16 protein-coding genes are annotated in these 19,637 nt (G+C 63.7%); 10 read left to right on the plus strand and 6 right to left on the minus strand.

What is annotated here, in order from left to right; genetic code table 11:
* Positions 1-301: 301 nt before the first annotated feature.
* Both AC1KVG_RS15170 and ppa read right to left on the minus strand, forming a co-directional pair.
* Entirely contained in the window at positions 302-1,450 is a 1,149-nt protein-coding gene (locus tag AC1KVG_RS15170) for an HDOD domain-containing protein (protein ID WP_043889416.1), read from the minus strand.
* A gap of 113 nt (positions 1,451-1,563) precedes the next feature.
* Complete coding sequence (ppa, locus tag AC1KVG_RS15175) at positions 1,564-2,100, minus strand: inorganic diphosphatase (protein ID WP_006449843.1); 537 nt, start codon at positions 2,098-2,100, stop codon at positions 1,564-1,566.
* Positions 2,101-2,296: 196 nt separating this feature from the next.
* Here ppa and AC1KVG_RS15180 point away from each other — a divergent pair, with 196 nt between their 5' ends.
* A complete protein-coding gene (locus AC1KVG_RS15180) occupies positions 2,297-2,779 on the plus strand; it encodes a hypothetical protein (protein ID WP_481094929.1) in 483 nt (160 codons plus the stop codon).
* Between the two features lie 193 nt (positions 2,780-2,972).
* On the opposite strand, the gene AC1KVG_RS15185 is transcribed toward AC1KVG_RS15180, so the two are convergent.
* Positions 2,973-5,000: a sodium-translocating pyrophosphatase gene (locus AC1KVG_RS15185; protein WP_481094930.1), complete on the minus strand. Its 2,028-nt coding sequence runs from the start codon at positions 4,998-5,000 to the stop codon at positions 2,973-2,975.
* Between the two features lie 251 nt (positions 5,001-5,251).
* On the opposite strand from AC1KVG_RS15185, the gene AC1KVG_RS15190 reads away from it, so the two are divergent.
* Positions 5,252-5,776, plus strand: a complete 525-nt coding sequence (locus AC1KVG_RS15190; RefSeq protein ID WP_481094931.1) for a hypothetical protein — start codon at positions 5,252-5,254, stop codon at positions 5,774-5,776.
* Positions 5,777-6,064: 288 nt separating this feature from the next.
* On the opposite strand, the gene AC1KVG_RS15195 is transcribed toward AC1KVG_RS15190, so the two are convergent.
* Entirely contained in the window at positions 6,065-7,321 is a 1,257-nt protein-coding gene (locus AC1KVG_RS15195; RefSeq protein WP_481094932.1) for a 6-phosphofructokinase, read from the minus strand.
* 156 nt (positions 7,322-7,477) lie between these two features.
* On the opposite strand from AC1KVG_RS15195, the gene AC1KVG_RS15200 reads away from it, so the two are divergent.
* From AC1KVG_RS15200 to AC1KVG_RS15215, 4 genes are all read left to right on the plus strand, one after another.
* On the plus strand, positions 7,478-8,041 hold the full coding sequence (locus AC1KVG_RS15200; RefSeq protein ID WP_481094933.1) for an adenylate kinase: 564 nt from the start codon (positions 7,478-7,480) through the stop codon (positions 8,039-8,041).
* Positions 8,042-8,402: 361 nt separating this feature from the next.
* Positions 8,403-9,770, plus strand: coding sequence for a UDP-N-acetylmuramate:L-alanyl-gamma-D-glutamyl-meso-diaminopimelate ligase (gene mpl / locus AC1KVG_RS15205; RefSeq protein ID WP_481094934.1), 1,368 nt, complete (start codon positions 8,403-8,405; stop codon positions 9,768-9,770).
* On the plus strand, positions 9,770-10,366 hold the full coding sequence (locus AC1KVG_RS15210; RefSeq protein ID WP_115040906.1) for an LON peptidase substrate-binding domain-containing protein: 597 nt from the start codon (positions 9,770-9,772) through the stop codon (positions 10,364-10,366). The genes mpl and AC1KVG_RS15210 overlap by 1 nt, the downstream gene beginning before the upstream one ends.
* Before the next feature lie 146 nt (positions 10,367-10,512).
* Entirely contained in the window at positions 10,513-11,397 is an 885-nt protein-coding gene (locus AC1KVG_RS15215; protein ID WP_115040980.1) for a bestrophin family protein, read from the plus strand.
* A 551-nt stretch (positions 11,398-11,948) separates the two neighbouring features.
* Here AC1KVG_RS15215 and AC1KVG_RS15220 read toward each other — a convergent pair.
* Positions 11,949-14,051 (minus strand): bifunctional DedA family/phosphatase PAP2 family protein, encoded by a 2,103-nt coding sequence (locus AC1KVG_RS15220; RefSeq protein WP_481094935.1) that lies wholly within the window; start codon positions 14,049-14,051, stop codon positions 11,949-11,951.
* A gap of 162 nt (positions 14,052-14,213) precedes the next feature.
* On the opposite strand from AC1KVG_RS15220, the gene AC1KVG_RS15225 reads away from it, so the two are divergent.
* The 4 genes from AC1KVG_RS15225 (at position 14,214) to AC1KVG_RS15240 (ending at position 18,125) form a co-directional block, all read left to right on the plus strand.
* Complete coding sequence (locus AC1KVG_RS15225) at positions 14,214-14,873, plus strand: serine/threonine-protein kinase (RefSeq protein WP_006448836.1); 660 nt, start codon at positions 14,214-14,216, stop codon at positions 14,871-14,873.
* Between the two features lie 192 nt (positions 14,874-15,065).
* Positions 15,066-15,881: an SDR family oxidoreductase gene (locus AC1KVG_RS15230; protein WP_481094936.1), complete on the plus strand. Its 816-nt coding sequence runs from the start codon at positions 15,066-15,068 to the stop codon at positions 15,879-15,881.
* 218 nt (positions 15,882-16,099) lie between these two features.
* Positions 16,100-17,074, plus strand: coding sequence for a YiiG family protein (locus AC1KVG_RS15235; RefSeq protein ID WP_481094937.1), 975 nt, complete (start codon positions 16,100-16,102; stop codon positions 17,072-17,074).
* A 109-nt stretch (positions 17,075-17,183) separates the two neighbouring features.
* Positions 17,184-18,125, plus strand: a complete 942-nt coding sequence (locus AC1KVG_RS15240; protein WP_481094938.1) for a YiiG family protein — start codon at positions 17,184-17,186, stop codon at positions 18,123-18,125.
* Between the two features lie 567 nt (positions 18,126-18,692).
* Here AC1KVG_RS15240 and AC1KVG_RS15245 read toward each other — a convergent pair.
* A complete protein-coding gene (locus tag AC1KVG_RS15245; RefSeq protein ID WP_176339137.1) occupies positions 18,693-19,565 on the minus strand; it encodes an ion transporter in 873 nt (290 codons plus the stop codon).
* Positions 19,566-19,637: the final 72 nt, after the last annotated feature.

Consider the following 19,637-nt stretch of genomic DNA (forward strand, 5'->3'; position numbering starts at 1 on the left):
AAAAAAAGACGGGCCGAAAGGCCCGTTTTTTTGTCTATCGTTTGTCGATTGCCTTGTCTTGACTGCAGGTAGCGTGAGGCCTGCGATGCAGGCAACTACGTGAGTCACGGAGTGCGTATGGATGTGCTTCGATGCGCGAGTAATGCGCGGCGAGCGACAGTTATATTCGCTGTGTATGGTAGCCAGTTATTCAAGAAAATGGCCTGGAAAAACAGCTGGAAGCAGCCAAAGAAAAAGGGCACGACCATGTCGCGCCCTTCTTGTTATATCGGCTTGCTACATCAGCAGTAGCGCCTTGGTTTTAAGCCTCGGCGAGCCCCAACAACGTCTCGGCCTGCTCGCGCCACTTCGGCAGGCGCGTGATCACGCCCACCTTGGACAGATACTCTTCGTCCACGGCTTCGCCGCTGGCCAGGGCCGTGGCGACATGCACCGCGCCGGTCACCCAGAAGCTGCGCAGGCTGGAGCGCTGCGGGTGGCGATGGAAGGCCACCGCTTCGATGATCGGCATCGGCAGGCCCCACAGACCGAGCAGGTACGCGCCCGCTTCTGTGTGGCCCAGGCGCTCGTCGCCGCCTTCGGCCGGCGGTTCGCGCTCGTCGCGCACGCCGGGCAGCAACAGGCCGATATCGGCCAGCAGCGCGGCGGTGGAGCCGAGTTCTGCACTGGTCGGTGGCAACACTTTTGCAGCCAGACGCGAAGAGAGCAGGGCGCGGCGTTGCATCGCATTGCGCTCGGCCGGGGTCAGGGTCTGCACCGAAAATACTTCGCTGGCCAGCACCAGATCGCGCAGCGTCGCCACGCCCAGACGGGTCACCGCCGTGCGCAGATCGGTGATGCTGCGGCCACCGGAGAAAAACGCCGAATTGCACAACTGCAGCACTTTTGCCGCAATCGCCGGGTCGCCGGCGATCAGCTTGGCGATGTCGGCCGCGTCGGCGCCTTCGTCTTCTTCCAGCGCGTGCATCAGGCTCAAATACAGATGCGGCGGCGACGGCAGTTTCTCGATCCGCCCGATCGCGGCGCGCAAGCGCGGATTGGTGAGCAGATCGCGCAGCTCTTCCAGGCTGGTGACCGCCTCAAGCAGGACTTCCGGCGCCAGCGGCATCGGCAGGAAGCGATGGGCCACCCCGATGATGCGGGCCGGCGGGGTGCGCTGACCATCCTGCGCATCGATCAACGCGATACGAATGGTGTCCGGGCGCAACGTACGGATTTGCCCCAGCAACGTGGCGGCAGTGAGATCGGGCAGCACCGGTGCAACGATGACGGCATCGAACGGCGATAACGCGGCAGCTTCGATCGCCGAATTTCCGTCGGCCACTTGCTGCGCCTGCCACTGATCGCCCAGATCAGAGACATAGTCGCTCAGGTCGGACGGAAGGCTGGCTTCGTCCCCAACAAACAGAATACGCAAGACACTTCCCCAAGAGTCACCGGCGACAGACACCGGTCATACGCTGTCGGCAATGTACCCAATCTGCCGACTGCGGTCACCGGGATCACGCGAAAAGCGTGATCCCGGTCGCCCTGCATCTGCAGGGCTGCATCACGCTCGATCGATCAGGCTGCGTCGGAATTGTAGCGTTCCACCGACTCCACCAGGATGCGCTTGGCCTCGGCCGCGCCGCCCCAGCCATCCAGCTTGACCCACTTGCCCTTCTCCAAGTCCTTGTAATGCTCGAAGAAGTGGCCGATGCGCTCCATCCAGTGGCTGGACACCTGGTTGATGTCCTCGATGTGCGCATAGCCGGAGAAGATCTTCTCGATCGGCACGGCCAGGATTTTTTCGTCGCTACCGGCTTCGTCGCTCATGCGCAGCACGCCCACCGGACGGCAACGCACCACCGAGCCAGGCACCAGCGGCAGCGGCAGCACCACCAGCACATCGGCCGGGTCGCCATCGCCACACAAGGTGTTGGGCACGTAGCCGTAGTTGCAGGGGTAACGCATCGGGGTCGACAGGATGCGGTCGACGAAGATCGCGCCGCTGGCCTTGTCCACTTCGTACTTGACCGGCTCGGAATCCTTGGGGATCTCGATGACGACGTTGATTTCGTCCGGCAGATTCTTGCCGGCGGTGACCAGTTCCAGTCCCATGCGCGTAGCTCCGAGGCTTCAGCAGTGTGTGGAGCGCGATTCTACGCGTTCGGCTGTTGCGGTGCAGCGACACTGAATAGGCAATGCGCCGACCCCGGCACGCGGCATAGTCCGCATTCATCATGAGCAGCTCCCCGATCGTTGCGGCCAAAGGCGCGGCGCACGCTGCAGGCTCATCCACTGCAAGGGAATTGCCATGTCCAAGCTCGCACGTTTGCTCGTTGTCCTGCTGCTGTCTGTGTTCGTCCAGGTTGCCGCCGCGGCAACACCGCCGCCGACCTTCGTCGACGCGGTGGACTGGCCCGCCAATGGCGAAGGCTGGGAGGCGTTCGTCGATCTGGAGCAGCGGCTGGAACGCGATTTCGACAATATTTGCGGCGACACCTTTTGCGGTGGCGAATTCAGCGACTACCAGCCGCTACGCTTCCGCTGCTCGGTGCATCGGGTGACCGGCGTGGTGCGCAGCTGCATCTGGACCTTTGGCGCCAGCGAGGTCAGCGTCGATCCCCGCAGCGGGTACCTGCGTTCCGATAGCCGGGTCTGGCGTTGCACGGCGCCGTTGAAGGCCGGGACCGGTCTGGACGAGATGTATCGCACCTTGGCGGTGACCAACCCGCTGTTCGAGCCGCTGCCGAACGGCGCGCCGCCGATCTATGACGGCCTGATCGGCTGCCTCTGAGCATGTGACAGGTGGAGCTGCGCATCTCGCACAGCTCTATCTGCTGCCGGCCCGGTCGCATGCCAATGGCAGCGGAGTGCTGCGATGACCGCATCAGCCGCGCTCTACTCCGTCGTCCGTCGTCACCGGCCAAGATGCTGGAGGCCTGCGTGCTTGACGCCGGGTTGCACACGTTCAGAAGGCATGGAACGCACTAAAGCAAAGGCACCAGCAGCAAGGCCACGATGTTGATGATCTTGATCAACGGATTGATCGCCGGCCCTGCGGTGTCCTTGTAGGGGTCTCCCACTGTGTCGCCGGTGATCGCGGCCTTGTGGGCTTCGCTGCCCTTGCCACCAAAGTGGCCGTCTTCGATGTACTTCTTGGCGTTGTCCCAGGCACCGCCGCCGGTGGTCATCGAGATTGCCAGGAACAGGCCAGTGACGATCGTGCCGATCAACAGCCCGCCCAGCGCACGTGGCCCGAGCAGCAGGCCGATCACGATCGGCACCACGACCGGCAGCAGCGAAGGCACGATCATTTCGCGGATCGCCGAGCGGGTCAGCATGTCGACTGCGCGGTCGTATTGCGGTTTGGCAGTGCCGGCCATGATTCCCGGGATCTCGCGGAACTGGCGGCGGACTTCCTCGACCACTGCGCCTGCCGCGCGTCCCACCGCTTCCATCGCCATCGCCGCGAACAGGTAGGGGATCAACCCGCCGATCAGCAAGCCGATGATCACCGTGTGGTCGGACAGATCGAAGGCGAAGACTTCGCCAGGATTGGCCGCCTGCAGGTTGTGGGTGTAGTCGGCAAACAGCACCAAGGCGGCCAGCGCCGCCGAGCCGATCGCATAGCCTTTGGTCACCGCTTTGGTGGTGTTGCCCACCGCATCCAGCGGGTCGGTGATGTTGCGCACTTCCGGTGGCAGCTCGGCCATTTCGGCGATGCCGCCGGCGTTGTCGGTGATCGGCCCATACGCATCCAGCGCGACGATCATGCCGGCCATCGACAACATCGCAGTGGCGGCGGTCGCAATGCCGTACAGCCCGCCGAAATAAAACGCACCCCAGATCGCCGCACACACCGCAATCACCGGCAGCGCAGTGGATTTCATCGAGATGCCAAGCCCCGCGATGATGTTGGTGCCATGGCCGGTGGTGCTCGCCGCTGCCACGTGCTGCACAGGCTTGTATTGGGTGCCGGTGTAGTACTCGGTGATCCAGACGATCAGGCCGGTGAGCACCAGGCCGATCAATGCGCACACATACAACGAAGCCGCGCCATGGATGTTGTCACGCATCAGCGTCTGGGTGATTGGCCAGTAGGCGAGTGCGGCCAGCACGCCTGAGACGATCACGCCTTTATAGAGCGCGCCCATGATCGAGCCACCGGCTTTGACCTTGACGAAGCCCGCACCCACGATCGAGGCGATGATCGACACGCCACCGAGTACCAGCGGATACAGCACCGCATGCGGCCCGGTGTCGGCCAGCGTCAGACTGCCCAGCAACATCGTGGCGATCACGGTGACGGCATAGGTTTCGAACAGATCCGCCGCCATGCCTGCGCAGTCACCGACGTTGTCGCCAACGTTGTCTGCGATGACCGCCGGATTGCGCGGGTCGTCCTCGGGAATTCCGGCTTCGACCTTGCCGACCAGATCCGCACCCACGTCCGCACCTTTGGTGAAGATGCCGCCACCCAGGCGCGCGAAGATCGAGATCAGCGAAGACCCGAACGCCAGCCCCACCAGTGCGTGGAGGTTTTGCTCCAACGGCAGGCCCATCGCCTGCAGCACCGCGTAATAACCGGCCACGCCGAGCAATCCCAAACCCACCACCAGCATGCCGGTGATGGCGCCGCCGCGGAAGGCCACATCCATCGCCTTGCCGATGCCATGCCGCGCGGCCTCGGCGGTGCGCACATTGGCGCGCACCGACACGCTCATGCCGATATAGCCCGCCAGCCCCGACAGCACCGCGCCGATCGCAAAACCCACCGCGGTGTACCAGCTCAGAAACAGCCCGACCAACACGAACAGCACGCCGCCGGCGATCGAGATGGTGAGGTACTGTCGATTGAGATAAGCGCGCGCCCCTTCCTGGATCGCGGCAGCGATCTCCTGCATGCGTGCGTTACCACTCGGCTGCGCGATCACCCAGCGTGCCGACACAATTCCATAGACGATTGCCAGGACCGCACAACCCAGTGCAAGCAGTAATCCGTAATGTTCCAGCATGACCCCTCCCAAGAGAATGGATGTCGTCCGGTCGGGACGAACCAAGGGCGATGCACGCAGCGAGTGGACTGGCGAATACGGACTCGACGGCCACAATGACCGTAACGCGCGTCGCGATGTTCATGTGGCCGGATCGCGGCCGAGTATGCGCCGCACCTTGTGAGGCCGCCACCACCACGGCTTTGGCACGTTGTTCAGTCGCGGCGTGACAGCCTGCGGCCCAACGTGATCGACCCGATCCAGGAGTGTGTATGTCGAACTATGCCGCGTCGAAGTCTGCCGTGACGATTGCAGCCTTGTTGCTCACCAGCTACGCGCTTGCTGCTGAGCCAACGCCGGAGTTGAAACAGCGTGCAGCGGGCACCGCGCAAGCGGTCGGTGCCGTGCACACCTTGCGCCAGATCCCCGAAGCCTGCGCTCGCCTAGAAGGCGTGTTCACCGGCAACGCCGCGCAGCCATACACCTTCTCGGTCGTGCGTAGCAGCCCGACCTGCCAGCCGCGCGCACGCTTCGTGGATTTCGCCAAGGCCACGCCCAGCGTCGCATCGGGTTGGATCTTCAACGACGTGATCCGCGTCCCGAGCGCCACCTGCCCGGCGCAGCAGGCGGTGGTGCGCATCTGGCGCAAGCCGGTGGAGGCAAAGCCGCAACTCGATGGACAGGGCCAGTCGCGCATCTATCTGGAAGACGCCAAGCAACAGGCCGCTGCCGGAAAGATGCCGCAGGTACCGATGTTTGCTGCGCAGATGACGGTGGAAGGCAAGGCTTGTCAGTAAACGAGCGATTCTGTTTCGTTTCGAGATACTAAAAACAGCGCACCCCGGCAATGTTGGGATGCGCTGTTTTGTCTTTTGGTCGGCTTCGAAAGCTGACGATGTAGCGCTGAAGTGATTGCGCAATCAAGCGAGTTCTTGCTGCCAGGCTCCATTGGCGGAATCAGCTAATCCACCGATGCCTTTTGCTCTCAGCTTTCTGCAAAAGTATGCTGAGAAGGCTAGGGCAGGTTGCGCATGCGGTCCTCTCGATGGAAGCGACGGATTCTTCCGCCTGGCAACACCTGAAACTCAGCCTTCCCAAGCCGACAGTTTCTTCGCCACCGCCACATTCTTCAACGTCACATACTTCGGCAGGCCATCGCTGCCGTAAGCCAATGGCGCTTCGCCCTTGATTAGCGGTGCGAAGTAGCGGCGGGCGCGGTCGGTGATGCCAAAGCCGTCCTTGCGCAGGAAGCTGGGCGGCATCTTCTTTTCGTGGTTGGCCACCTTGTGCAGCGGGGCGGGCACGATCTTCCAGCGGTACGGTGCGTCGCTGACGCGTTCGATCACCGGGATCACCGCGTTCATGCCCTTAAGCGCGTATTGCACGGCGGCCTTGCCGACGGCCTGAGCCTGCTCCCAGTCGGTTTTGGAGGCCAAGTGACGTGCGGAGCGTTGCAGGTAATCGGGCAGTGTCCAGTGCACCTTGTAGCCGAGTTCCTGCTTCACTTGCGCGGCGAGGAATGAGGCGACGCCGCCGAGTTGCGCATGCCCGAACGAGTCGGTGGCGCCGCCTGCGTCGGCGACGAACGTGCCCTGTGCGTCCTGGATGCCTTCACTGGCGACCACCACGCACCAGCCGACTTTTTCCACTACCTGCTTGACCTTGGTCAGGAATACGGCCTGGTCGTAGGCGCGCTCGGGTAGCAGGATGATCTGCGGTGCGTCGTCCGGGCCTTGGCCTGCGAGCCCCGCTGCCGCCGCCAGCCAACCGGCGTGGCGGCCCATCGCTTCGTAGATGAAGACCTTGGTCGAGGTGTCGGCCATCGCGGCGACATCCAGGGCGGCTTCGCGCACCGAGACCGCGGTGTATTTGGCCGCCGAGCCGAAGCCGGGGCAGGTGTCGGTCACCGCCAGATCGTTGTCGATGGTCTTGGGCACACCGATGCAGTGCAGCGGGTAGCCGTAGGCCTTGGCCAGTTGCGAGACCTTCCACGCGGTATCGGCCGAGTCGTTGCCGCCGTTGTAGAGGAACCAGCGCACGTCGTGCGCACGCAGTACATCCAGCAGGCGCTCGTACTTGGCGCTGTCTTCTTCCAGCGATTTGAGCTTGTAGCGGCACGAGCCGAATGCGCCGCCGGGGGTCTGCGCCAGTGCGGCGATCGCGGCGGCGGATTCTTTCGAGGTGTCGATCAGCTCTTCGCGCAATGCGCCCAGGATGCCGTTGCGTGCGGCTAGCACCTTGATCTTGCGCGCGCGCGCCTCGGTGATCACACCGGCGGCGGTGGCGTTGATGACGGCGGTAACGCCGCCGGATTGGGCATACAACAAGTTGCCAGTGGTCATAGGGGACGGGCTCCTCAATGGGGCATGGCGCAGGGGACAGTGCCGGGACATTCCCCGGATGCGGTAAGCTGCACGACCAAACGGTCAGCGCTGGCGAAGACCTGAGTCTAACGCCGCCAACCGCAACGCGTTTTTATTCGAAAGTGGAGTCCACTGATGCGATTGGTTCTGTTGGGACCGCCCGGTTCGGGCAAGGGCACCCAGGCGACACGGCTCAAAGACACGTTTGAGATCCCGCATATTTCCACCGGCGATCTGCTGCGCGCCGAAGTGGCCGCTGGTTCACCGCTTGGCCTGAAGGCCAAGGAAGTGATGGCGCGTGGCGATCTGGTGTCCGACGAAATTCTGCTCGGCATGCTGGAGGCGCGGCTCGGTCAGGCCGATGTCGCCAAGGGGTTCATCCTCGACGGCTATCCGCGCAATGTGGCGCAGGCCAATGCGCTGGACGAATTGCTTGGCAAGATCGGTCAGCCGCTGGATGCGGTGGTGCAGTTGGATGTTGCCAGCGAGTTGCTGGTCGAGCGCATCGCTGGTCGTGCCAAGGCCGAGGGCCGCGAAGACGACAACCCCGAGTCGGTACGCAAGCGCCTGCAGGTCTATACCGATTCCACCGCACCGGTGATCGGCTTCTACGAGCAGCGCGGCAAGCTGGCGCGCGTGGATGGCGTGGGTTCGCTGGACGAAGTGCTCGAGCGCATCAGCAAGGCGCTGGGTTGCTGAGTCGGCTGGGGCCGGGCGCGATGCCTGGCCCGCGCACCTGGTTCACAAGGCCGCGCGCCATCAGGCTGCGCGGCTTTTTCGCATGTGCGATGCCGCAAAAAGAAAAACCCCGGTCGTACAAGACGGCCGGGGCGAAATAACGCCAGTAATGGGCTTGCTCAGAGCCCCGACAGCATGAGCCCCCTGGGGATTTTGGCCACTTGGGGAGTAGGACCAAAAGGGTGCTGCGACTGGCGTTCAGCATAGTGAGATATGTGACGAAGTTCGCATATCGGGAAATTCCCGACAGTACGGTAGGAGTTTCCTGACAGCGCCGTTGGCGATGGATCGGAATGTCCCGCAACTCCGGCGATCGGCGACAATGTGCGGCATGACCAAACTCCACATCCTCGGCATCGCCGGGACCTTCATGGGCGGTGTCGCCGCCCTTGCGCGCGAGCTGGGCTGGCCGGTAGAGGGCAGCGACCAAGCCATCTATCCGCCGATGTCCACGCAGCTGGAAACGCTCGGCATCGCGCTGGCGCAGGGCTACGCGCCGTCCAATATTTCGGCCGAGACCACCGATGTGGTCATCGGCAATGCCTTGTCGCGCGGCAACCCCGCCGTGGAAGCGGTGCTGGACGCGGGGCGTCGCTACACCTCCGGTGCGCAGTGGCTGGCCGAGCAGGTGCTGCCGGGCCGCGACACGCTGGCGGTCGCCGGCACCCATGGCAAGACGACCACCACCACCATTTTGAGCTTTTTGCTTGAGGCGGCCGGGCGTGCGCCGGGCTTTTTGATCGGCGGGATGGCCGAAGACTTCGGCGTGTCGGCGCGGTTGGGGCAGGGGCGCGAATTCGTGGTGGAAGCCGACGAGTACGACACTGCGTTCTTCGACAAGCGCAGCAAGTTCGTGCACTACCGGCCGCTGGTGGCGATCCTCAACAACCTGGAATACGACCATGCGGACATCTTTCCCGACGTGGCGGCGATCCAGCGCCAGTTTCATCATCTGGTACGCACGGTACCGGCGCGCGGGCGGCTGATCGTCAACGGCGAAGATGCTCGCCTGGCCGAGGTGCTGGCGATGGGCTGCTGGACGCCGGTGGAGCGCTTCGGTTTCGATGCGGCGCTGGAGTGGAGCGCACGCTTGATCGCGGCCGATGGCAGCGTGTTTGCAGTGCTGCATCGCGGTGTGGAGATCGGCCAGGTGCACTGGCCGCTGGTCGGGCGGCATAACGTGCTCAACGGGTTGGCGGCGCTGGCCGCCGTGCATGCAGTGGGCGTGGATCCGGCGAGTGTGATGCCGGCGCTGGCGCGCTTCCAAAGCGTCAAACGGCGACTGGAAGTGCTGGGGCAGGCGCGCGACATCACCGTGTACGACGATTTTGCGCATCACCCCACCGCGATTGCGACCACGCTGCAGGGCTTGCGTGCGAAGGTCGGCGCGGCGCGCGTGCTGGTAGCGATGGAGCCGCGCAGCAATTCGATGCGGCTGGGCGCGCATGCGCAGGCGTTGGCGCCATCGTTACAAGATGCCGATGCGGTGGTGTTCCTGCATCGGCCCGAATTGGCCTGGGATGCGGCGCCGATCGTTGCGCAGGTGCGCGGTGATGCACATGTGGCGCACGACGTGGATGCGTTGTTGCACACCTTGGGCGAGATTGCGCAGCCCGGCGACCATGTGGTGTTCATGTCCAATGGCGGCTTCGACGGCGCGCCGCGTCGCTTTCTGGCGCAGCTGTCCTGATGAACGAAATGACCACCACTGCCGACAGCAGCGCACTGCCGCTGTTTCCGCTGCACAACGTGCTGTTGCCGGGCGCTGCGATGGGTTTGCGCGTGTTCGAGCGGCGCTATCTGGATCTGGTGCGCGAGTGCGGCCGCACCGGCACCAGTTTCGGGGTGTGTCTGATTCTGGATGGCGCAGAAGTCGGCGTACCAGCGACACCGGCGGCGTTCGGCACCGAAGTGCGTATCGAGGATTTCGACGTTGGTGCCGACGGTGTGCTGGTACTGCGTTTGCGCGGGACGCGGCGCTTCCATGTGCAGCGTTCGCGCATCCGCGACAACGGGCTTGTCGTGGGCGAGGTAAGTTGGTGCGAGCCTGACAGCGATGACGAGTTGCGCCCCGAGCACAGCCTGCTGGCCACCGTGCTCGAGCGCATGCTCGAACAGGTGGGTGGCGAATTCGCATCGGCCGGACCTGGCCTGCTGGATCAAGCGGCCTGGGTGGGTTGGCGGTTGGCCGAGTTGCTGCCGCTGACCGAGCAACAACGCCTGTCGTTGTTGCAGCAGGACGATCCGCATCGGCGCCTGGATCAGTTGCTGGCGTGGATGCCGTAACGCGGTGATGCTGTGGCGCGGGTGACCCATCACCGCGCTTGCACCGCTGCAGCGGCACACTCGCCACGCTTGAGTGCGCTGGCGATGGCATCCATGCGCTGGACGCGCGCAACGGCGTCACTCGTTATCGATCCATGGAGTGTGCCTTGATCATCGATGTCAAACCGCGTGTATCCGATGTGTTCGACCAGGTCTGGCGGACCCTGGCGGTGCTGTTCGTCTGGGATGTGTTGATCACGATCATCTACTACGTGCTGCCGTTCCGCGCGCCTGCGTTGCCGCTGACCATCTTCGGTTCGGCGTTGGCGTTGTTTCTGGGGTTTCGTGCCAATTCGACCTACCAACGCTGGTGGGAAGGGCGCGTGCTGTGGGGCCAGATGATCAATGCATCGCGCAACCTGGTACGTCTGAGTATCAGCGTGTTGTCTGCGCCGGAAGCCGCAGCGCTGGGGCGCACGATCGCGTTGCGCCAGGTCGCGTACGTGCATGCGCTGCGCTGTCAGTTGCGCCGGTTGCCAGTGGATGCGGTGCTGGAATCGCGGCTGGATGCCGATGAGGTGGCTTCGGTGATCAAGCGCACCAACGTCGCCAATGGCCTGCTCGACAATACCGGGCGCAGCGTCGAGCAGGCGCGTCGCGATGGCTGGATCGACAGCATCCAGCAGGCCAGTGTCGAGCGCATTCTGGTGGACATCGCCAACGCACAAGGCGGTATGGAACGGCTGAAAAATACGCCGCTGCCGTATCAATATCGCTTCTATCCGAACCTGTTTACGCGGCTGTTCTGCGTGTTGCTGCCGATCGGCCTGGTGGAGACGCTGCAATACGCCACACCGGTAGGTTCGACCGTTGCGGGCTTGATGTTTTTGGCAGTGCTCAAGATCGGCGACGAGTTGGTCGATCCGTTCGCCAACACCATTCACGATCTACCGCTGGACAGCATGTGCCGCACGGTGGAAATCGATGCATTGCAGGCGATTGGCGAGCAGGCGCCGGAGCCGATGCAGCCGGTGGATGGTGTGCTGTGGTGAGTGCATCGCGCCCTTGACCAATGTGGCTTGTGCTCATCCGCGGCGCTGAAGCGCGAGCTCTCAGGTAATCAAACGGTGCGGATGCGTCGGTTGTGGAGCGGCTGATCTTCGGTTTGGCTGTAGGGCCCTTGCCCGCCCACCATCGCGGGACACGCCGCAAGTACGTCCGTGTAGGCTCTTACGCGGCATCCATGCCGCGTAAGGTCCCGCGACGGTGGGCGGGCAAGGACTAATCAAGATGGTCGGTGTGCATGGTTTTGAACAAAGCAGCCGACTAACTTTCTGGTGCGGTGTCCTTGCCGATTGCGGGACCGTGTGGCGGCATGGATGCCGCCACCGAGCCTACATGGACGTACTTGCGGCGTGTCCCGCGAGCGGTGAGGGCACCGCGCACTCGACCAATCAGGCTGTTGACCTAAACATTCGACTGCGTCCAAGTGACGCGAACGTGTTGCCGCCATCGATACAGCGTTCAAGACGTTTTATTAGCAGCTCTTATCTACAGGACTGCGCGTTTGCCGGCCGCTCGCCGCCGCTGATCAATCGATCGATCAACGACGCTGTTGTAACGGATCCGATGCAGTCGAATCGGACCCAGTCGAATCGGATCCTGTGGTTTCCGTCTGCGGTGCGGCGTTGTCTTTGTCCTCTCGCCGCACCGCATTTCCGGAAGTGCTGTCGATCAGGATCACTGGTACCTGCGAGCGCCGACGCTGTTCGACGCGATGCGGCAATGGGCCGAGTGCTTCACGCAAAGCGCTCAGCGCCGGGTCCACGCCACGCAGCGGATACCACAGCCCGATCAGGCTGAAATGGCGGCTGTAGCGCAGCGTCTGGGTGCTGCCCACCCACAGCGGTTGTGCACCTGGCTGCAGACGTGCCGCTGCCGGCCACAGGCGCAGCACATGCACATGGCCGGGTGCGGCATGACGCACCATCAGCAGGGCTTCGACCTGTGTATCCAGGGTGGCCGGCAGGATCGGCACCTCGTCCGGGCGGCCGCTGACGTCGAGCAGATGCAGCGCTTGCTCCCAACCGGCCTGCGGTTGAACACGCCAGCCGCGCGCTTCGAGTTGGCGCTGCAGCGGTGCGAGCGGGCCGGCCAGTTGCACGTCCAGCGGCCAGCGCTGGTCGTCGTCGAATTCGTTGCGGCGCGCCGGCAGCAGGCGCCACTGGCCGTCCCACCAGTCGCTGGCCGGCAACTCCATCAGCAGCGGCGGCGGCGGTTCGAACTTGGCCAGTTTGGTTTCCAGATTGCGCGGGGCAAACACGATCGCGCAGGTCAGGAAAACGCCGTAGAACATCCACGACACCGGCTTGACCCAGAACGCGCGCGTGGCGCGGCGTCGGTAAGCGATGCCCAGCACCAGCAGCCAGAAAATGCCGAACAACATGCCGCCGACCACGTCGCTCAGCCAATGCGCGCCCAGGTACAACCGTGCAAATCCAATGAGCGACACGATTGCGCCGCTGACCAGATACGGCCATACCCGTCGCCGGCCGGGCAGCTCGCGCGCGATCAACAGCGCGAAGAAGCCGAAGCCAATCGTGGCCATGGTGACGGCCACCGACGGGAACCCGAATCCGCTGCTGGCCGCAGGCGGGCGCACCACCTGCACGGTGGCGCCCAGCAACTGGGTCAACGCCAGGCCAAAGGCCAGCGCGATCACCCAATGCGCCACCGCCATCCAGCGTCGGCGCCAGGCCAGGTAGCCCATTGCTGCGGCGATCGCCGGCAGCAGTACCTGCCAGTCGCCCAGCGAGGCCAGCGCCACCATCGGGTAGTCGGCCAGCGGGTTGCGCAGCGCCAGCATCAGATCGTGCACGGCCAGGTCCACGCGCAGCGGCTCGCCATGCGCCAGCACCACCATCAGCAACACGAACCAGCCCCAGCCCAGCAACAGCAGCATCAACGCCATCATCGCCAGCGGCACCGACTCGCGACGGCGCGGGTCGAACACGCCCACCGACCAGTTGCCCAGCACCGGATGCCGATGCGACCACTCCAGCAGCCGCGCAAGCAGCGCATCCAGATGGCCGGCCGACCAGCGATACGAGTACAGCACCACCGCCCATGCCAGCCCGATCACCGCGACCAGCAGCGTGACTACCACGAACAAACGCCCGGCCACCGCCGCCACCGCATCGTAGGCAGTGCCCAGCACCCAGCCCGGCACCAAAAATAGCAGCGCCCACGAGATGCAGGCCAGGCCGCTGGCAAACAGATAGCGCTTGAACGGCATGTGCGACATGCCGGCGATGGCCGGCACGAACGGCCGCACCGCGCCCACGTAGCGGGCGATCAGAATGCTCTTGAAGGCATTGCGCCGGAACAGCAGCTCGCCGCGTTCCAGCAATTGCGGGTAGCGGCGAAACGGCCAATAGGTGTGCAGCTGGTGGCCCCAGCGATGGCCCACCCAGAAGCTCAACGCATCGCCGACGAACGCGCCCAAGGCCGCGCACACCATTGCATACGGGCCGTTGATCTGGCCGAGCCCGATCAGCACGCCGATGGCGAACAGCAACGGCAGCGCCGGCACGATGGCGCCGAGCACGATCACCGCATCGCAAAATGCGATGGCAAAGATCACCACGCCAGCCAAGGTGGGGTGGTGTCCGATCCACTCCAGCGTGGCGTCGATCCATGAGTTCATTGCCGAATTATAGGTGGGCATGGCGACGAGGGGACTTGCGCCGTCATCACATCGGCCTGCCTGCTTCACCTCAGGTTGCGAGCGGGCAACGTTGCACGCTTGTGTGACACGCAGGCAACGCGCGCTGTGTGGCGAGGCGGACGGCCCGCCTACAATGCAGGGATGAGTGACGATCCCGCCGGCCATCTGCCGCTGAAGTCCGATACCTTCGGGCGCATCCTGTTGATCCGCGAAGGCGATCGCGTGTTCGTGCGGCGCGACCTGAGCGTGGCGCCGTGGTTGTTGCGCGGCGTGGCCTGGTGGTTGGCGCGACGCGAAGCCCTGGCCTTGCGTCAGCTGGATGGCTTGCCGCGGACGCCACGGCTGCTGCGCTGGGATGGACGCCAGCTGGATCGCAGCTATCTGGCCGGCGATGCGATGTACCAGCGCCCGCCGCGCGGCGATCTTGCTTACTTCCGTACCGCACGCAAGTTGCTGCAGCAGCTGCATCGCTGCGGGGTGGCGCACAACGACTTGGCTAAAGAGGCCAACTGGCTGGTGCAGGACGACGGCAGCCCGGCGGTGATCGATTTCCAGCTCGCGGTGCGCGGCAATCCTCGCGCGCGCTGGATGCGTCTGCTTGCACGCGAGGATCTGCGCCATCTGCTCAAGCACAAGCGCATGTATTGCCCGGCCGCCATCACCCCGGTGGAACGCCGCGTGCTCAAGCGCACCTCCTGGGTGCGCGAGCTGTGGTTCGCCACCGGCAAACCGGTCTATCGCTTCGTGACCCGCCGCGTATTGCATTGGGAAGACAACGAGGGGCAGGGGCCGAAGCCTTGAAGTGCCGGGATTAGGGAGTCGGGATTGGGGATTGGGGATTGGGGATTGGGGATTCGTAACGGCGCATGGCTTGGGTTGTGGCGTTGGTCGAGCGGAGGGGTGAAGGCGATAAGCTTTTGCGAATCCCGAATCCCGTGCCGTTATTGCTCGGGCTGTAAGCTCACAAATCCCCAATCCCGACTCCCCAATCCCATGACCTTATCCGGCAAAACCCTGTTCATCACCGGTGCCTCGCGCGGGATTGGCCTGGCGATTGCGTTGCGGGCGGCGCGCGATGGCGCCAATGTGGCGATTGCAGCCAAATCGGCGGTGGTCAATCCCAAGTTGCCGGGCACCATCCATAGCGCAGCCGCGGCGGTGACTGCGGCCGGTGGGCAGGCGCTGGCGCTCAAGTGCGATATTCGCGAAGAAGAGCAGGTGCGTACTGCGGTGGCCGCGACTGTCGAGGCGTTCGGCGGTATCGACATCCTGGTCAATAACGCCAGCGCGATCTGGTTGCGCGGCACGCTGGACACGCCGATGAAGCGTTTCGATCTGATGCAGCAGGTCAATGCGCGCGGCAGTTTTCTGTGTGCACAAGCGTGCCTGCCGCATCTGTTGCAGGCGGCCAATCCGCACATCCTCACCCTGGCGCCGCCACCGTCCTTGAACCCGGCGTGGTGGGGCGCGCATACCGGCTACACCCTGGCCAAGATGGGGATGAGCCTGGTGACCCTGGGGCTGGCAGCCGAGTTCGGCCCGCAAGGCGTGGCGGTCAACGCGCTATGGCCACGCACCGTGATCGCCACCGATGCGATCAACATGATCGATGGCGTGGATGCCGCTGCGTGTCGCCGGCCGGAGATCATGGCCAACGCGGCGCATGCAGTGCTCACGCGCGAGGCGGCAGGATTTCATGGCCAGTTCCTGATCGACGACGAGGTACTAGCCCAGGCCGGCATCACCGACCTGAGCGGCTATGCGGTCGACCCGTCGCGTGCGTTGCTGCCGGATCTGTTTCTCGACTGAGTGCGGCGAACATCGCAGCGCGCTTGGCTGGATACGGAGGGCGGCCGGGGAATCGGCGTGCGGGGGTACCGCGATTCTGAGGATCGATGTGGCAGACCAGCGGTCGCGCTTTCGAGGTGCAGCTGTCTTACGCCCGTCCTGCAGTGAGCACAAAAAGTTCACAGTAGGGTTTGCTATCGTGCGCGGCTGAAAACGTTTCCAACAGGGATGTACTGCGCGTGTCTCCGAAGTTCCGTGTGCTTGTCCTGGTGGCTTGCGTGTCCGTGCTGGCGACCGCCTGTGGCGGCAAGTTGCAGCAGCCTGCAACCGGTGCCGATACCAAGACGACCGAACTGGATTCCTTGCAGGGCATCAACGCCAAGCTCGGCGCCTACATCGACTGCTTCAACCGCGTCAACGCGAAAGTGCACGCCGGCGCCAGGTACTACACCGGCTGGATGCAGGACCCGTTCGCCGGCCCGACCGGTCGCGAATCCGGCATGACCGGTCCGTACGACATCGACTACGACGACATGAAGCACTGCGATGCGCCGGTCAGTGCGGCCGCTGCGGCGAAACCATCGCTGTCCGCATTGGATAAGGCAGCACGCGACTACCGCGCGGCATTGAAGGCGCTGCAGCCGATCAGTCACGCGGTGGCCGATTACTACACGCGGCAGGACTACGAAGACGACCAGTTCGCCAAGGGCAAACAGCTGCATCCGGAGTTGATGGATGCGCTGGCGACTTACGCCGATGCCAGTACCACCTTCAGCGCCGAACTGGACCTGCAAAACGACGCGGCGCAACGCGAAAAACTCAAGACGCTGGAGCGGGGCGAGGGCCGCACACGTGAGTACTACCGACTGGCGATGATGCTCGAGGCGAAGAAGATCGCCGATGCGCTGGAAGAGGATCAGTTCGACGTGCCACGTGTCACCGCGCTGCTGGACGGCTTCAACCGTCTCTCCGATGAGGCGCATGCCAAGGTGGCCGACCAGGAGCCGGGCAGGCTGACCTGGAACAGCTTCGAAACCGCTGCAGAAACCTTCCGCAGACAAGCCAAGGCGCGGGTGAAACGCGTAGTCGAAAAAACGCCCTATAGCACGCTGGAACAGGGCTGGTTGAATAGCCCCTCGCTGGCGCCCGAAGGCTCGTCGCGCAAGTTGCTCAACACTTACAACGCACTGGTGTCCGAAAGCAATCGTGAGTAAGCACTGCTGTCCTAAGCCATCGTTCGTGTGCCGGGCGATCGGCTGCGCCAGATGTCATTCGGCCGCACGCTGCGGCGCCACCTTCTTCAACCCATCAATGGAACGCAAGATGACCCATCAACTTCGTTATGCGCCGCTCGCCGCGGCGATGGCTTTCGCTGCGCTGCTTGCCGGCTGCCAGAAAAACGCACCCGCCGCCGCGGTGGAAGGCGCCGACAAGATCAACGCCTACATCACCTGCTTCAACGGCGTCGAGCAGCCGATCCATGAGAGCTATCAGCAATATATCGGCTGGATGCAGGACCCCGAGGCTGGTCCGACCGGCAAGGAAAGCGGTATCCATGCGCCGGGCACGGTGCTCTCGCATCACGTGGACGAATGTGGCGCGCCGATGACTGCGGCGTTGGCGCAAACGCCGGCCAACCCCGAGCTCGACCCGGTGGCCAAGACCTATCAAGAACGTTTCACCACGCTCAACGAACGTATCGGGGAAGCGGTGCGCTACTACGACCGCGAGGATTATCTGCGCGACGACGGCAAGGGCATGAAGGCGCTGCACGCGCCGCTGATGCAGGCCTATCAGGCATTCTTCGAAGCCGGCGCAGCCATGAATACCGCGCTTGAACATAATGAAGACACGCGTCGCCAGGCCCAGATCGATGCGATCGAAAAGGAAGAAGGCCGCAGCGCTTCCTGGTATCACTTGAAGATCATCGGCGAAGGCAAGCAGCTGGTGCAGGTGCTCGACAACGACACGCCGGACCTTGCCGCAGCGCAGTCCCAGCTCGCGCGCTACCAAGGCATTCTGGAAGAGGCGCAGAAGGCCAAGATCGGGCAGGGCGATGCGATGTGGGGCCACATGGAACGTTCCGCCGACAAGCTTGCGCGCGAGTCGGGGCGGCTGGTCGAGCGTATCCGCACCAAGACACCATTGAACAAGAGCGAGCAGATGCTGCTGGAAAGCGGCTCGATGCCGCCGGGTGGCACACGCCAGGCAGTGCTGGCCAGCTACAACGATCTGATCGACATGAGCAACCGCATGTCGCATTGATGCTGTGCACGCATCTCTGTCGCGTTGTGGAAGCGCATCGAACAGGTGATTGTGCAAGTTTCGAAGGCACCGCTATTTCGAGTAGTAGCTGAATTCAGATGTAGTCAAAAGCTCAGTGATCGAGGGCGCGGTGCCCTCGCCGCTTGCGGGACACGCCGTGAATCCATCCGTGGAGGCTCGGTGGCGGCATCCATGCCGCCACACGGTCCCGCAATCGGTGAGGACACCGCACCAGGAAATTGGTCGGTAACTGCGTAAAAAGCTGGCCGTCTCGCGAGTTGCATTGGCCTGCTGATGCGGGTCGCAGAATTACATGTGAGCCAGCAAAGTAGAAGCACATCATGCATTGCTTGCACCACACACACCGACCATCTCGACGGGTCCTTGCCCGCTCACCGGCGCGGGACCTTACGCGGCATGGATGCCGCGTAAGAGCCTACACGGACGTACTTGCGGCGTGTCCCGCGCCGGTGAGCGGGCAAGGACCCTGCAGCCAACCTACAGATCAGCCGCTCCACACCTGATCCACCCGCACTTCCAAACCACTCCAAACCACTCCAAGACACTTTAGCCGTTGGAGAGTTCCGGCAGCGGCTCTGCACATTGCCGGCAATACCGCGCATCCGGCGCATGGCCTTCCAGCCCGCAACGCGGGCAATTGCGGACATCGCGCTTGCCGGCGTGGCCACCTTCGCGCAGCGTGCTGGCCAGTTCGGCGGTGTAGATGCCGGTGGGAACTGCGATGATGCTGTAGCCGATCAGGATCAAGGCCGAGGTAACGAAGCGGCCCAAGGTGGTCTGCGGCACCAGGTCACCGAAGCCCACCGTGGCCATGGTCACGATGGCCCAGTACATGCTGGTCGGGATGCTGGTGAACCCGTGTTGCGGGCCTTCGATCACGTACATCGTGGCACCGGCGATCACGGTGATGGTGAGCACGCTGAACAGGAACACCAGCACCTTGCGCCGGCTGCGCCACAGCGCGTCCACCAGCTGCCCGCTCTCTTCGATGTAGCGGGTGAGCTTGAGGATGCGGAACAGGCGCAGGATGCGCAGCACGCGCACGACCAGCAGCGTCTGCGCACCGGGCACGAAGAACGACAAATAGCTGGGCAGGATCGACAATAAATCGATCACCCCCCAGATGCTGAGCGCGTAATGCAGCGGGCGCCGTACCACCGCCAGGCGCAACGCGTACTCGACGGTGAACAACACCGTAAACGCCCATTCCAGCGGCACCAACCAGTGCGCCGAGTGCGAATGAATGCGCGGCACGCTGTCGATCATGATCACCACCACACTGGTGAGGATCGCTACCACCAGCATCAGGTCGAAATTACGCGACGGGCGGGTGTCGTGCCGGTAGATGATGTCGAACCATTGCCGGCGCCAGCCGTCGTCGGTGGCAGGGGTAAGCTGAGGATCGGAGAAAGGGCGCATGCGCGCATTGTGCCGCAGGCCGGCGAATGCGCGAGAATGCGAGTTCTCCCTCCGCTTCTGCGACCCACCATC

This window comes from Xanthomonas sp. NCPPB 3959, assembly GCF_056675575.1.